Genomic DNA, 14,257 nt, shown 5'->3' on the forward strand with positions numbered 1-14,257 from the left:
TCAGCGGTGCAGCCACATGCGGATCGCAAGCAGCAATTGATCGGTGTTGACGGGTTTTGCGAGGTAGTCGGAGGCACCGGCTTCCAGGCATTTCTCGCGGTCGCCTTTCATCGCCTTGGCGGTCAGTGCGATGATCGGAAGGCGGGCGAAGGCCGGGTTCTCGCGGATCACGCCGATGGTCTGATAGCCATCCATCTGCGGCATCATGATGTCCATCAGCACGATGGCGATTTCCGGATTGGATTCGACCAGCGTCACGGCTTCGCTGCCTGTGGTCGCCGTCAGCACCTTCATGCCGCGCCGTTCCAGCACGCTCGACAGCGCGAAGATGTTGCGGGCGTCGTCGTCGACGAGCAGCGCGGTCTTGCCGATCAGGTCCTCGTCGGAACTGTTCAGCTTCTCCAGCATGCGCTGCTTCTCGACCGGAAGTTCCGTGATCACGCGGTGCAGGAACAGCGCGGTTTCGTCGAGCAGACGTTCCGGCGATTCCACGCCCTTGACCACGATGCTGCGCGCCATGGTGTGCAACTCGGCGTCTTCCTCCGCCGAAAGCTCGCGGCCGGTGAAGACCACCACCGGCACGTTCGAGAGCGCCTCGTCGTTGCGGATCTGGTCCAGCACCTCGAAGCCGCTCATGTCGGGTAGGCGGAGGTCGAGCACCACGCAATCGCAGGGCGCTTCGCGCAGCATCGAGAGTGCGCCGGCGCCGGTGTCGGTCGCCACGATCTCGATGTCGTCGTGATGCAGCAGCTCGCGGATCGAGAGCTGCTCGGCCTCGTTGTCCTCGACGATCAGGAGCCGCTTGCGCCGCGGCCGCGCATATTCCTTGATCTGCGTCAGCGCCGCCGCGACGCCTTCGGTCGTCGTCGGCTTGTTGACGAACGAGAAGGCGCCGCGCGCCAGCGCATGCTGGCGGTCCTCGTCGAGCGTAATGATCTGCACGGGGATGTGGCGGGTCAGCGGATTGTGCTTGAGCTGGCTCAGCACCGTCCAGCCGAGCATGTCGGGCAGGAACACGTCGAGGGAGACCGCGCGGGGCTGGTACTGCTTGGCAAGCTCCAGCGCCTCCGCGCCGCGCGCGGCGACCAGCACCTTGAAGCCCTTGTCGCGCGCGAGGTCGACCAGCACCCGCGCATAATGCGGGTCGTCCTCGACGATCAGCAAGATGCTGTCGCCGGGCTCGAGGTTGAGACGGTCGTCGGGCAGCTGCTCGATGACGCGCTGCTGCTCCGGCGCGGCCGGCTGCAGCGCCGGGGGCTGGCTGTATTGCTGCGGCGACGGGGCGGCGCGCGGCGCCAGCGTCGGCCCGGAATATTTCAGCGGCAGATAGAGCGTGAAGGTCGAGCCCTTGCCCGGCGCGCTGCGCAGATGGATTTCGCCGCCGAGCAGGCTCGCGAGCTCGCGGCTGATGGCAAGGCCAAGGCCGGTGCCGCCATATTTACGGCTGGTGCCGGCGTCGGCCTGCTGGAATGCCTCGAAGATCAGCTTCTGCTTCTCCAGGGGAATGCCGATGCCGGTATCCGACACCTCGAAAGCGATCACGGCCGGCGCGGAGTTCAGCACCGGGTGATCGGTTCCCCAGCCGCCGAGGGCGGCCTCGACCTTCAGGCGCACTTCGCCTTCGGCGGTGAACTTGAAGGCGTTGGAGAGCAGGTTCTTCAGAACCTGCTGCAGGCGCTTGGAGTCGGTGACGATGCTGCGCGCGAGGTTCGGATCGACGTCGATCTTGAACGAGAGGCCGCGGTTCTCCGCCTCGTGCCGGAACGGCCGGCCGACGGTCTCGAGCAGGTTGGCGGTCAGGATCTCCTCGGCATCCACCGTCACCGTGCCGGACTCGATCTTGGAGAGGTCGAGAATGTCGCTGATGAGGTTGAGCAGGTCGGTGCCGGCGCCGTGGATCGTACGGGCGAACTCGACCTGCTTGGCCGTGAGGTTGCCGTCCGGATTGTCGGTGAGCTGCTGACCGAGGATCAGGATCGAGTTCAGCGGCGTGCGCAGCTCGTGGCTCATATTGGCGAGGAATTCGGATTTGTACTTCGAGGTCAGCGCGAGCTCGGTCGCCTTTTCCTCGAGCGCACGGCGGGCCTGCTCGATCTCCTGGTTCTTGCGCTCGACCTCGACGTTGCGCTCGGCGAGCTGCTGCGCCTTCTGCTCGAGCTGGTCGTTGGTCTGCTGCAATTCGCGCTGCTGGGTCTGGAGCTCGCCGGCGAGCTGCTGCGACTGCTTCAGCAGGCCTTCGGTCTGCATCGTCGCCTCGATCGAGTTGAGCACGATGCCGATGGAGTCGGTGAGCTGTTCGAGGAAGGTCATCTGCGAGGTCGTGAAGGAGGCGAGCGAGGCGAGCTCGATCACCGCCTTGACCTGGCCTTCGAACAGCACCGGCAGCACCACGAGGTTCTTCGGGGCGACCCGGAACAGCGCGGAATTGATCGGCACCACGTCCGTCGGAATGTCTGCGACCACGCGCGGCCGCCGGTCGAGCGCGCACTGGCCGATCAGGCCTTCGCCGAATTGCAGGACGCGCTGATAGGGATAGATGCCGTCGCCGGCATAGGAGGCGAGCAGCAGCAGCTGCGGATTGTCCTCGTTCTCGATCTGGTAGATCACGCCGGTGTGGGCGTTCACCAGCGGCGACAGCTCGGTCAGCAGCAACCGGCCCACGGTGGCGAGGTCGCGCTGGCCCTGCAGCATGTTGGTGAATTTCGCGAGGTTGGTCTTCAGCCAGTCCTGCTCGGTGTTCACGTCCGTCGTCAGACGGAGGTTCGTGATCATCGTGTTGATGTTGTCTTTCAGCTCGGCCACTTCGCCGCGGGCATCGACCTGGATCGACCGCGTCAGGTCGCCCTTGGTCACGGCGGTCGCCACTTCCGCGATCGCGCGGACCTGCGAGGTGAGGTTCGCGGCCAGCAGATTGACGTTGCCGGTGAGGTCCTTCCAGGTGCCGGCAGCGCCCGGCACGTCGGCCTGGCCGCCGAGGCGCCCTTCGACGCCCACCTCGCGCGCCACCGACGTCACCTGATCGGCGAAAGTCGCGAGCGTTTCGGTCATGTTGTTGATGGTATCGGCGAGCGCGGCGACCTCGCCCTTCGATTTCACCGTGAGGTTCTGCTTGAGGTCGCCGTTGGCGACTGCCGTCACCACCTTGACGATGCCGCGGACCTGCTCGGTCAGGTTCGCCGCCATGAAGTTCACGGTGTCGGTGAGATCCTTCCAGGTGCCGGCGACGCCGGGCACCTGGGCCTGGCCGCCGAGCTCGCCCTCGGTGCCGACTTCACGGGCGACGCGCGTGACTTCGCCGGCGAAGGCGTTGAGCTGGTCCACCATGGTGTTGATGGTGTTCTTCAGCTCGAGGATTTCGCCCTTCACGTCCACGGTGATCTTGCGGGACAAGTCGCCGCGCGCCACGGCGGTGGTCACTTCGGCGATGTTGCGGACCTGCGTGGTGAGGTTCGCAGCGAGCAGGTTGACGTTGTCGGTGAGGTCCTTCCAGGTGCCGCCGACGCCAGGCACGACGGCCTGGCCGCCGAGCCGGCCCTCGGTGCCGACCTCGCGCGCGACGCGCGTCACTTCGGCGGCGAAGGAGCGGAGCTGCTCGACCATGGTGTTCAGCGTATCCTTCAGCAGCAGGATCTCGCCGCGCACGTCCACGGTGATCTTCTTCGAGAGGTCGCCGCCGGCAATCGCGGTTGCGACCTCGGCGATGTTGCGGACCTGAGCCGTCAGGTTCGACGCCATGAAGTTGACGTTGTCGGTGAGGTCCTTCCAGGTGCCGGCGACGCCGGGCACCTCGGCCTGACCGCCGAGCTTGCCTTCGGTGCCGACCTCGCGCGCGACGCGGGTGACTTCGCCGGCGAAGCCGTTGAGCTGGTCCACCATGGTGTTGATGGTGTTCTTGAGCTCGAGGATCTCGCCCTTCACGTCCACGGTGATCTTGCGGGACAAGTCGCCGCGCGCCACGGCGGTGGTCACTTCGGCGATGTTGCGGACCTGCGCGGTGAGGTTGCCCGCCATCGAGTTGACGCTGTCGGTGAGGTCCTTCCAGGTGCCGGCGACGCCGGGCACGTTGGCCTGGCCGCCGAGGCGGCCTTCGGTGCCGACCTCGCGCGCCACGCGCGTCACCTCGCCCGCGAAGCGGTTGAGCTGGTCGACCATCGTGTTCAGCGTGTCCTTGAGCTGAAGGATCTCGCCGCGGACGTCCACCGTGATCTTGCGGGAGAGGTCGCCGCCGGCGATGGCGGTTGCGACCTCGGCGATGTTGCGAACCTGGGCGGTGAGGTTGCCGGCCATCGAGTTGACGTTGTCGGTGAGGTCCTTCCAGGTGCCGGCCACGCCCGTGACCTGGGCCTGGCCGCCGAGCTTGCCTTCGGTGCCGACCTCGCGCGCCACGCGCGTGACTTCGCCGGCGAAGGCATTGAGCTGGTCGACCATGGTGTTGAGCGTTTCCTTCAGCTGAAGGATTTCGCCCGACACGTTCACGGTGATCTTCTTGGACAGGTCGCCCTTGGCGACGGCGGTGGCGACTTCCGCGATGTTACGGACCTGCCCGGTCAGGTTGGAGGCCATCGAGTTGACGGAGTCCGTCAGGTCCTTCCAGGTGCCGGCGACGCCGCGCACCTGCGCCTGGCCGCCGAGCTTGCCTTCAGTGCCGACCTCGCGCGCGACGCGCGTGACTTCGCCGGCGAAGGCGTTGAGCTGGTCCACCATGGTATTGATGGTGTCCTTCAACTCCAGGATCTCGCCGCGCACGTCCACGGTGATCTTCTTGGACAAGTCGCCGCCGGCGACCGCCGTCGTCACCTCGGCGATGTTACGAACCTGTGCGGTCAGGTTCGACGCCATCGAGTTGACGCTCTCCGTGAGATCCTTCCAGGTGCCGGCGACGCCGAGCACGTTGGCCTGACCACCGAGCCGCCCTTCGGTGCCGACCTCGCGCGCAACGCGCGTGACCTCGCCGGCGAAGGCGTTGAGCTGGTCGACCATGGTGTTGAGCGTTTCCTTCAACTGAAGGATCTCGCCCGAGACGTTCACGGTGATCTTCTTCGACAGGTCGCCGCCGGCGATGGCGGTCGCGACGTCGGCGATGTTGCGGACCTGCGCGGTCAGGTTCGACGCCATGAAGTTGACGTTATCGGTCAAGTCCTTCCAGGTGCCGGCGACACCGGGCACCTGGGCCTGGCCGCCGAGCTTGCCTTCGGTGCCGACCTCGCGCGCGACGCGCGTCACTTCCGAGGCGAAGGAGTTGAGCTGGTCCACCATGGTGTTGATGGTGTCCTTCAGCTCCAGGATTTCGCCGCGCACGTCCACCGTGATCTTGCGCGACAGGTCGCCGCGCGCCACGGCGGTGGTGACGTTGGCGATGTTGCGGACCTGCGCGGTGAGGTTACCGCACATCGCGTTGACGGAGTCCGTCAAGTCCTTCCAGGTGCCGGCGACGCCAGGCACGATCGCCTGACCACCGAGCTTACCGTCGGTGCCGACCTCGCGCGCCACGCGCGTCACTTCGGAAGCGAAGGAGCGGAGCTGGTCCACCATCGTGTTGATGGCTTCCTTGAGCTGAAGGATCTCGCCGCGGACGTCGACCGTGATCTTCTTGGACAAGTCGCCGTTGGCGACCGCGATCGTCACCTCGGCGATGTTGCGAACCTGGTTGGTCAGGTTGTTCGCCATCGAGTTGACGCTCTCGGTCAGATCCTTCCAGACACCGGTCACCTCCGGCACCTGGGCCTGGCCGCCGAGCTTGCCCTCGGTGCCGACCTCGCGCGCCACGCGCGTCACCTCGGAGGTGAACACTCCGAGCTGCTTGATCATGGTGTTGACGATGTTCGCCGACTGCAGGAATTCGCCGCGGAGCGGACGGCCGTCGACGTCGAGCTTGACGGTCTGCAGCAGGTCGCCTTGCGCCACCGCCGCAACCGCCCGCGTCACCTCGCGGGTCGGCCACAACAGGTCGTCGATCAGCGTGTTGACGGAGCCTTCCATGTCCGCCCAGGATCCGGAGGCGAGGCCGAACTTCACGCGCTGCCGGGTCTTGCCCTCGCGCCCGACCACCTGGCCGACCAGCTCCAGCTGCTGCGCCATGCGCTGGTTGGCGGCGATGATTTCATTAAAAGTGTCGGCAATCTTGCCATCGATGCCGAGATAGTCGCCGCTCATGCGCACCGAGAAATCGCCGCTGCGCATCGCTTGCAGCGCGAGCAGCAATTCCGGCCGGGAGTCCGGATCCGACATTCCGTTGGTTTTGGGTTTTGGGACGCGACGACCGGAGCGTGATGCAGTTCCGGGATCGAGGTCGCTCATACTTGATTCCCCCGCAGGCGTCGGCCGAATCTACGGCAAGACGCAATTGATCAAACTAGAGCGTCAGCCAAATTCGAAATCAAGCGCCAAGGTTGCGGCGCCCGGAAAATGGAACCTGCTCTGCTCAGCCCGGCCAAAATAACGACGGTTGATGGCATTGGTTCCATTTCGGTTCCTGAAAAGATTTCGCGCTTTCCGGGAAGTCGAGCGGGCTGCTGCTGGCGCCTCTTCGGAACGGAGCGCCAACCTTTCCGGTTAGCGGGGACAGGGAGAGAGCAGATGCAGATCAAAGCAGGATTCACCGCGGTCGCTGTCACCATATTGCTCGCCGGTTCGGCCTTCGCGCAGAGTGAACCCAGTGGCCGCGGGTCTGTGACCGGCGATCCCGCCGCAAGCTCCGCCACCCCAAAGGCGGATGCACCGACCACGGGGACCGCAACCCGGTCGAACCGCAGCGGCAGCGGCACTTCGAGTTCGGGGGGCAAGGACGACAATGGGGATGCGGGCAGGGACAAGATGCCGGAGAGCAACCGCACGGTGCGACCGGAAAGCCAGCAGCAACATCCGAACGACAAGTGAGGGCGGCTACTTGTCCGCCATGGTGCGCCCGGCGTCCTTGACCTGCGAGCGCAGCCTGGGCAGCTGTTCGCGCGCGAACGCTGCAAGCGCCGCATTGTCGGGGGCTTTCAGATAGCGTTCGAGCAGGGCGATGGTGGATTCATATTCAGGGATCTGCGCGGCATAGAAAGTCCGGACATAGGCCGGTCCATCCGAGCTGTCGGGCTCGGCGAGGCCGGCGCTCGCGGTCTTGCGGATACGGGGCTCGGCGCCGATCGCCGCCTGAATATCCTTGAGGGTCTTGTCGCGTTTCGCAGCTTCCTCGACGCGCAGGGCGGCAAGGTTCTTCACCTCCGCATTGCCCTTCAGGTCGGTGCTCTCCAGAAGGCTCTGCTGAAAGCGGCCGAACGCGTAGAGGCCGCTGATGACGTCAATGGCCGTCGGCGCGCGGTTATCAGGCCTTTGCTCGCCGGTGCTGTCGGCCAGCGCTGCGCTGCCAATGAACACCAGGATGATCGTGACAAGAACTCGCATCCATGACAATGACCGGTGCCGTGCGAAGTTCCCGCACGTTAAGATCCGGCAAGGGCAGTTGCGATGCAGGAGTTCCGTCCCCACGTCTTTCCCATGAAACAGTCTGACCTTTTCAGGGATAACGCCGAGAACTGCCTGCAGCTCGCAGAGCGCGCGGAAGGGCAACCCGCCTACAAGCGCTATTCGCGGATGGCGGATGCCTGGACGGCGCTCGCAAGAGAGCAGGACTGGCTCGATGGCGAAATCCCGCCCGTGACGGTCCGCATCCCCCAAAACGAGGAGGCATAGGCGGCTCACGTCTTCGTTTATCCGCGTGTGAGACGCCGCACGGAACGCAAGCGATCAATCCGGGATCATCCGGGAACAGTCGATCGCGTGGATTTTGATTCCAGAAGGAGTTTTCGCAATGGCTCCACGTCTTGCCCTTCTTTCACTCATTCTCGCCTTTGGCGTCTCGGTCGCGTTCGCGACGGTGACGACGGTACGGCAGGTGCAGCTCGAGAAGGCGTCCGCTGCGGTTCATGCCGCGCATAGCTAGCACTGTTGCTCGCGCCCGGAACATTCGGCGCTGACCTGCGTAGCCGCTTCGATACATCAAGAGAGAAGCGGGAGCATATCATGGCCCATTCCGACCACGGCATCGTCAAGGACAAGCGCGCGGAGGAGCAGCCGCGCGACAAGCAGCGCGCCCAGACGGTGCACAAGACGGACCCGAAGGGCTCGCCGTCGCGCGAGGCGACGCGTGATCCTGACCTCACCGACAAGAACAAGACGCCGGGCTCCGGCGTGATGCCGGACGATTCCGGCGACGCGCCGACGGGCTAGAGGATGGTCCGCTAGAGCGTTCTCGCAAGGAACGAATCTGCGCGCGAAGAGTCGACCGATTGCTTCCGGTTGGCATGCCCCCGGTGCGCCGGAAGCAATCTCCAAGGACGGCCCTGGCACCCACCGTGCCGGGGCCGTTTTGCCTTGCGAGGCCTGTGATCAATCTTCCTTGCCGCCTTCCGGGTCGGTTTGAGTGTGGCCTTCTGGCCCGCGGCCGAACACGCCGAAATTGCTCGACTTCGCGCCGGCAGCCGCGTCGACGCCCACTGCTGCCAGCCCAAACTTGAGCAGCTCGCGGACCGCTGCAGCGCGTGTCGGCATGCGGTGCTTGAACCGGAAATCGTCAACTGCGGCCAGCTCTTCCGGCGAGAGCATGACCTGAAGGCGCTCGGCGCGAAGATCTTTCATGGTCGATCACGCAAAATGAGTAAGTTGAGTAGTTTGCTCAACAAACGAACTTGACGACAGTTCCACAAGAGTCGGTGAACTTGCCAAATTAGTAGAAATAGCCAGTAAAATCAATAAGTTATATTGAAACGAGTCGCGTGCTGGCGCATTCTCCTGCAAAGGGAGATTGGCCATGACGGATGAGGTCAGGTTACCCCGCAAGCTTTCCGAAGAGCCAGAAGCGCCCAAGCCGGTGCGGCCGAGCCATCAGAAGGTCATCGATCAAGTCGAGCGCTGGGCCAACAGCCCGGGCCTGCAACCCCCGAGGACGGACGATGCGAAGACGGTCTGAACCCCACACATTCGAACAACGTCTCGACGCGCAGAGGCGGCGGCTCGAGCATGAGCTTGCAAGCCTGCCGGTCGGCGTTCAGCGGGAGTCCGTTGCCGCGCGCATCGAGCAGCTTCATGCCGCCGCGGAGATGTTTGAATTCCTGAAGCTAAGGGACGCTTCGGCGCCGCGCTGATCGCGACCAGGATTCGGACGACCGGCGACGCGAGACGGTGCGAAATTTCCGTCTCATCCACCACGCCGAGACTGAAACCACGGCCCAGGCGAAGATGGCGGCGATGAAGGCCGCTACGCTACTCAGGGGGACCGTGACGTAGAAGACGGCGGCGAACGCAGCAAGGCCGATGCTTCCCAAGCCGGCGCCGGCGGCGTCGAGCGCTGCGGCATCTTGCCCACGCCGGCGGCCGTCGAAACCTGCCTTCTCCTTGGCCCGGCGCTCATGACTTTCGATCAGCGTTGCACTGGCGCAGAAGATGGCGGGAAGGGCAAGGAAGAGCCCGCCTATGGAGGTGCCGAAGCTCGCACCCATGATGCCTGCCAGCACTGTCGCCAGTCCGCCGAGCACGAAGCGAATGGCGTATTCGTACCAGCGCGTCTGCTTCAGCGCTGATGGGGATAGCGTGACCAGCATCAGGCGGCACCTCCGAAGCTTGCGAGCAGGCCGAAAGCGACGACCAGCCATACCGCGAAGGCGAGAATGGTGGCGGGCAGCGCCCCAAGACGAAACCGCATCAGCAGATGGCACACGGCGACGCCGTAGCAGGCAAGCGCGATCGCGCCGTAAATCATGGTCCAGCTTTCGGCTGCGGCATAAGGTCTGCCATGCTGCACGATCGCAATAGCGAGCGTGGCGAGTGCGACTGAAGGTGCGGCGCCGAGTAGACCGGCAAAACTCTTTGGCCGCAGCATATCGCCAAGGATCGCGAAAGCTGAAACGATCATCCCGCCGGTGATGAAGCGCACGATGTATTCGGTCATGGCTGCACCCGCTTCTGGTGCCGGCGCCTTGTCAGTGTGAGCGGCCTGAGAAGTCGTTCGACGACAACGCCGAGCGAGAACCCTGCCAGCACATCGCTTGCCCAGTGCGCCAGCAGCACGACGCGCGTCAGCGAAAGCGCAACCGTGATGACGCGTACCGTGCGGCGCGGACCCGTCGGCAGCAGTCCTGCGGCCGAGGCGAGTGCACCCATGTGCATGGCGTGGCCGGAGGGGAAGGCATCCCGCGCTCGCCCGGAGAAGGGAACGCCATTCCGATGACCGCGAACGGTCATGCGGTCAGGTCTTGTCTGGTCGAATATGGATTTCAGCGCGTGCGGAATCATGGCAGTCACCAACGTCACTGCCAGAATGTGATTGGCGGCGGGGCGTGCCTCAGGACGCCGCAATTGGGCGTAGAGCCATCCTGCAGCGGCAAGTGCCAGAAGCACGTGCTCGTCGGCCGCCCAGGTCAGCGTCTGCGCTGCCTGCTCCAGCCCTGAATTGGTGTGGTCGGCGATCTCATTCGCGATCGCTGTATCGATCCGAGTGGGTTTGACTGTTACGACTGCCATCGGTCCGCGGTTGGTGCAATGTCCTCCATGACACGATTGTAAAGCTTGGGTGACGATGATCGTTCCTGCGGCTAGGGCTGTCCCGATCCGCCTGCAGCGCCATAGACCTGACCGGTCGCGTAGCTCGCATCGGCTGCGGCAAGCTGCACGTAGATGGAAGCGAGTTCGGCAGGCTGGCCGGGGCGGCCGAGCGGCGTCATGCCGCCGAACTTCTCGAGCTTCTCCATCGTCGCGCCGCCGGAGACCTGGAGCGGCGTCCAGATCGGACCGGGTGCGACGCCGTTGACGCGAATGCCCTTCGGACCCAGCTGCTTGGCGAGCGATTTCACGTAGTTCATCGTCGCGGCCTTGGTCTGCGCGTAGTCGTAGAGTTCCGGGGACGGGTCGTAGGCCTGCTCGGACGTCGTGCCGATGATGCACGAGCCCGGCTTCAGGTGCGGCAACGCCGCCTTGATGATCCAGAAGGGGGCATAGATGTTCGTCTTCATCGTCGCATCGAAGTCCTCGGACGAGACGTCGAGGATCGACTCGCGGGTCTGCTGCCGTGCGGCGTTGCAAACGACGATGTCCAGGCCGCCGAGGCCCTGCACGGCTTGCTCAACCAGCTTCCTGCAGAAATCCTCGTTGCGGAGGTCGCCGGGGATGGCGAGCCCGATGCGTCCCTCCTTCTTGATCAGCGCGATCACGTCCTGTGCATCGGGTTCTTCGTTCGGGACATAGTTGATGGCGACGTCGGCGCCTTCGCGTGCATAGGCGATCGCGGCGGCACGGCCCATGCCGGAATCGCCGCCGGTGATGAGGGCCTTGCGGCCGGCGAGGCGGCCGGAGCCCTTGTAGCTGGTCTCGCCATGGTCCGGCCGCGGCTCCATCTTGCCGGCAAGGCCGGGCCAGGGTTGCGACTGCTTCTTGAACGGCGGTTTCGGGTAGCGGCTGACGGGATTTGTCGACTTTTGCTCGGCCATGGGGCGGGTTTCCTGGTCTCCGCGGTTTTGCGCTCTCAACGTGCGGAGACCAGGCATCGTTGCAAAACGAGAGGGCGGCGGCAGAGCTGGCGCCCTCGAGGTATTACTTCGACTGGCCGACGCTCGGTGCCTTGCCGAGCTCCTTCGCCATCTGGAGATGGTGCTTGAGCGCAGGCAGCGTCTTGCCGGCCCAATCCTTCAGCTCGGCGTTGTCGCCGCCTTTGGCGTACCGCTCAAACAGCGACACTGCGTCTTCGTGCGCGCTGACTTGGTAGGAATTGTAGTCGGAGCTGAAGTCCTTGCCGTTCGCGCCCTTGAGCTTGTCGAGCTTGCTCTGGTGCGAGCTGTCGAGCGCCGTCGGCAGCGTCGCCTGGACCTTGCCGTTGCCGACCAGACCCTTGAGTTCGCTGCTGGTCTTGGTGTGGTCGGTCACCATCTGCTGCGCGAAGGATTTCTCCTGCGCGTTGCCCTTTTGCTCCGCGAGCTTGCTCGACTCGATCTCGAACATGTCGCTGATGGCGACTTCCTTGACGAAGTCGGCGGTCGCGGGCGCGACGCCGAGCGCCGAATTGACGCCGGTCTTCTCGCCGAGCGACTGGGCGAGCGCAGGGCCTGCGAGAAGCACGCAAGCAAGGGCAATGGCGGTTCGCTTCATGGTCCGGTCCTCTGAATTGGTGGCGCGGCCGCATGCCGCGCGACGTTGCGCCGATCAACACGGGATCGGGATCGAGGTTCCTAATCCGTCGGATGGCGGCCGGTGCGCGGGTTGATCGGATCCGTCGGCTTGCGCCGCAGCCTTTCCGGCAGGAACGGCTCGCCTGGCGCAGCCGACGGCTCTGCGCGCACGTCCGCATGGCGCTGTGCGCGCTCGTGCGGCGTCTTGTTGTCGTTGAAGTGCTGTTTCACGTCGACGCCGTCGACGGGGTCGTTGACGCCGTTCTGGATGTCGCGAAAGTCGCTCATGGTTCACTCCTTTCCGGGCAGGATCGTCTCGAGCACCTGCCTTGCTGCACCCTTGATGACGCTGCTTTCGTTCGGATCGCCCTTCATCAGCGCCAGCGAGAAGTTCTTGGCCTGCTGAAGGGTGATGTGCGGCGGCAGTGGCGGCACCTCGGGATCGGTCTTCACCTCCAGCACCACGGGCATCTCGCTCGCCAGCGCCTGCTCCCAGGCAGAGCCCAGCAGCTGCGGGCTGTCGACGTAGATGCCGCGCAGCCCGATCAGCTCCGCAAAGCGCGAGTAGGACACATTTGGAATGCGCTGCGAGGCTTCGAACTTGGGATCGCCGTTGATGATGCGCTGCTCCCATGTGACCTGGTTGAGATCTTCGTTGTTGAAGACGCAGACGATGAGGCGGGGATCGCGCCATGAACGCCAGTATTTGGCCGCGGTGATCAGCTCGGCCATGTTGTTCATCTGCATGGCGCCGTCGCCGACCAGCGCGATCACGGGACGGTCGGGGATGGGCGTATTTCGCGGCCAGTGCATAAGGAACTGCCGCGCCCATCGAGGCGAGGCCGCCGGACAGCGAGGCCGTCATGCCGCGTCGCATCTTCAGGTCCCGCGCGAACCAGTTGGCACAGGAGCCGGAATCGCTGGTGATGATGGCGCGGTCGGGCAGGCGCGGGGACAACTCCCAGGCAACGAGTTGCGGATTGACCGGCGCGGCCGGCTGATGCGCACGATCGTCCAGCGTCTTCCACCATCTGGCGACGTCGTCCTCGATACCCTCGCGCCAGGCACCATCGGTCTTCGGCGCGAGTCGCGGCAAAAGCGCGCGAAGCGTCTCGGCAGCATCGCCGACGAGGCCGACTTCCATCGGAAAGCGGATCGACATCATGGTAGCGTCGATGTCGATCTGCACGCCGCGGCAGCTGCCTTCTTTCGGCAGGAATTCGGCATAGGGAAAGGCGGAGCCGACCATCAGCAGCGTGTCGCAGTCCGTCATCATGTTGTAGCTGGGCTCGGTACCGAGCAGGCCGATCGAGCCCGTGACCCACGGCAAATCGTCGGGCAACGCGGCCTTGCCGAGCAGGGCCTTGGCGCAGCCCGCTGACAGACGGTCGGCAACCGCGATCACCTCGTCGGTGGCGTGAAGCGCGCCAGCGCCGATGAGCATCGCGACCTTCTTGCCGGCGTTGAGCATCTCCGCGGCACGGTCGAGTTCGTCCTCGCGCGGCGTGACACGCGGCGCACTGTAGCCGACACCGGAATGCAGCGTGCCATGCGCACGGGGCGGACCTTCGTAGGGTTCTTCCTGGAGATCGTTGGGCAGGATGAGCGCGGTCGGGGTCCGCCGGGCGAGCGCGGTCCGCACCGATCGATCAACCAGATGGCGCACTTGCGCAGGCGAAGATGCCTGCATGACGTAGGCGCCGGCGACATCCTTGAACATCGAAACGAGATCGAGTTCCTGCTGGTAGCTCCCGCCGAGCGCGTTGCGCGCCTGCTGGCCGACGATTGCGAGCACCGGCTGGTGATCGAGCAGCGCATCGTAGAGCCCGGTGATGAGATGCGAGGCACCGGGCCCCGAGGTTGCGATGCAGACGCCGAGCTGGCCCGAGAATTTCGCGTATGCGGTCGCCATGAACGCCGCCATCTCTTCGTGCCGCGCCTGCACGAAGCCGATCTTGCCTTCCGCGCGGTTCATCGCGCCGAAGACGCCGTTGATGCCGTCGCCGGGATAACCAAAGATATGGCGCACGCCCCATCGATGCAGGCGCTGGACGATGAAGTCGGAAACGGTCTGGGACATCGCGCATGGCCCTCTGTGAAGCTCAGAGAACCGCCGG

Annotated in this window: 14 protein-coding genes and 1 pseudogene; 5 read left to right on the top strand and 10 right to left on the bottom strand. The window is 64.8% G+C overall.

Features of this window, described 5'->3' with window-relative positions; translation table 11 throughout:
- On the bottom strand, positions 1 to 6,297 hold the full coding sequence (locus IQ16_RS31465) for a HAMP domain-containing protein (protein WP_018648718.1): 6,297 nt from the start codon (positions 6,295 to 6,297) through the stop codon (positions 1 to 3).
- Between the two features lie 279 nt (positions 6,298 to 6,576).
- On the opposite strand from IQ16_RS31465, the gene IQ16_RS31470 reads away from it, so the two are divergent.
- A complete protein-coding gene (locus IQ16_RS31470; RefSeq protein ID WP_018648717.1) occupies positions 6,577 to 6,876 on the top strand; it encodes a hypothetical protein in 300 nt (99 codons plus the stop codon).
- Positions 6,877 to 6,882: 6 nt separating this feature from the next.
- On the opposite strand, the gene IQ16_RS31475 is transcribed toward IQ16_RS31470, so the two are convergent.
- Positions 6,883 to 7,389, bottom strand: coding sequence for a DUF4142 domain-containing protein (locus IQ16_RS31475; RefSeq protein ID WP_018648716.1), 507 nt, complete (start codon positions 7,387 to 7,389; stop codon positions 6,883 to 6,885).
- A gap of 93 nt (positions 7,390 to 7,482) precedes the next feature.
- Between IQ16_RS31475 and IQ16_RS31480 the strand changes: the two genes are divergently transcribed.
- The 3 genes from IQ16_RS31480 to IQ16_RS31485 all read left to right on the top strand — a co-directional run bounded on the left by IQ16_RS31480 (position 7,483) and on the right by IQ16_RS31485 (position 8,214).
- Positions 7,483 to 7,677: a hypothetical protein gene (locus IQ16_RS31480; protein ID WP_026312961.1), complete on the top strand. Its 195-nt coding sequence runs from the start codon at positions 7,483 to 7,485 to the stop codon at positions 7,675 to 7,677.
- A 118-nt stretch (positions 7,678 to 7,795) separates the two neighbouring features.
- Positions 7,796 to 7,927 (top strand): hypothetical protein, encoded by a 132-nt coding sequence (locus IQ16_RS47350; protein ID WP_018648714.1) that lies wholly within the window; start codon positions 7,796 to 7,798, stop codon positions 7,925 to 7,927.
- An 80-nt stretch (positions 7,928 to 8,007) separates the two neighbouring features.
- Positions 8,008 to 8,214, top strand: a complete 207-nt coding sequence (locus tag IQ16_RS31485; protein ID WP_018648713.1) for a hypothetical protein — start codon at positions 8,008 to 8,010, stop codon at positions 8,212 to 8,214.
- Positions 8,215 to 8,373: 159 nt separating this feature from the next.
- On the opposite strand, the gene IQ16_RS31490 is transcribed toward IQ16_RS31485, so the two are convergent.
- Entirely contained in the window at positions 8,374 to 8,622 is a 249-nt protein-coding gene (locus IQ16_RS31490; protein WP_018648712.1) for a hypothetical protein, read from the bottom strand.
- A 172-nt stretch (positions 8,623 to 8,794) separates the two neighbouring features.
- Here IQ16_RS31490 and IQ16_RS45915 point away from each other — a divergent pair, with 172 nt between their 5' ends.
- A complete protein-coding gene (locus IQ16_RS45915) occupies positions 8,795 to 8,953 on the top strand; it encodes a hypothetical protein (protein WP_018648711.1) in 159 nt (52 codons plus the stop codon).
- Positions 8,954 to 9,101: 148 nt separating this feature from the next.
- On the opposite strand, the gene IQ16_RS31500 is transcribed toward IQ16_RS45915, so the two are convergent.
- The 7 genes and pseudogenes from IQ16_RS31500 to IQ16_RS31530 form a co-directional block, all read right to left on the bottom strand.
- The gene (locus tag IQ16_RS31500) at positions 9,102 to 9,584 is read right to left on the bottom strand and encodes a DUF3147 family protein (RefSeq protein WP_018648710.1); all 483 of its coding nucleotides are present in this window, start codon (positions 9,582 to 9,584) and stop codon (positions 9,102 to 9,104) included.
- Positions 9,584 to 9,931 (bottom strand): DUF3147 family protein, encoded by a 348-nt coding sequence (locus tag IQ16_RS31505; protein WP_018648709.1) that lies wholly within the window; start codon positions 9,929 to 9,931, stop codon positions 9,584 to 9,586. The genes IQ16_RS31500 and IQ16_RS31505 overlap by 1 nt, the downstream gene beginning before the upstream one ends.
- Entirely contained in the window at positions 9,928 to 10,503 is a 576-nt protein-coding gene (locus IQ16_RS31510; protein WP_018648708.1) for a phosphatase PAP2 family protein, read from the bottom strand. The genes IQ16_RS31505 and IQ16_RS31510 overlap by 4 nt, the downstream gene beginning before the upstream one ends.
- 71 nt (positions 10,504 to 10,574) lie before the next feature.
- The gene (locus IQ16_RS31515; RefSeq protein WP_018648707.1) at positions 10,575 to 11,465 is read right to left on the bottom strand and encodes an SDR family oxidoreductase; all 891 of its coding nucleotides are present in this window, start codon (positions 11,463 to 11,465) and stop codon (positions 10,575 to 10,577) included.
- A gap of 103 nt (positions 11,466 to 11,568) precedes the next feature.
- Positions 11,569 to 12,120, bottom strand: coding sequence for a DUF4142 domain-containing protein (locus IQ16_RS31520; protein WP_018648706.1), 552 nt, complete (start codon positions 12,118 to 12,120; stop codon positions 11,569 to 11,571).
- Between the two features lie 80 nt (positions 12,121 to 12,200).
- Positions 12,201 to 12,428, bottom strand: a complete 228-nt coding sequence (locus tag IQ16_RS31525; RefSeq protein WP_018648705.1) for a hypothetical protein — start codon at positions 12,426 to 12,428, stop codon at positions 12,201 to 12,203.
- A 3-nt stretch (positions 12,429 to 12,431) separates the two neighbouring features.
- Positions 12,432 to 14,220 (bottom strand): annotated as a pseudogene (locus IQ16_RS31530) (thiamine pyrophosphate-requiring protein).
- Between the last annotated feature and the right edge of the window lie 37 nt (positions 14,221 to 14,257).

Origin of the sequence: Bradyrhizobium huanghuaihaiense, assembly GCF_007830635.1 — a bacterium.
Lineage (GTDB): Bacteria > Pseudomonadota > Alphaproteobacteria > Rhizobiales > Xanthobacteraceae > Bradyrhizobium > Bradyrhizobium huanghuaihaiense.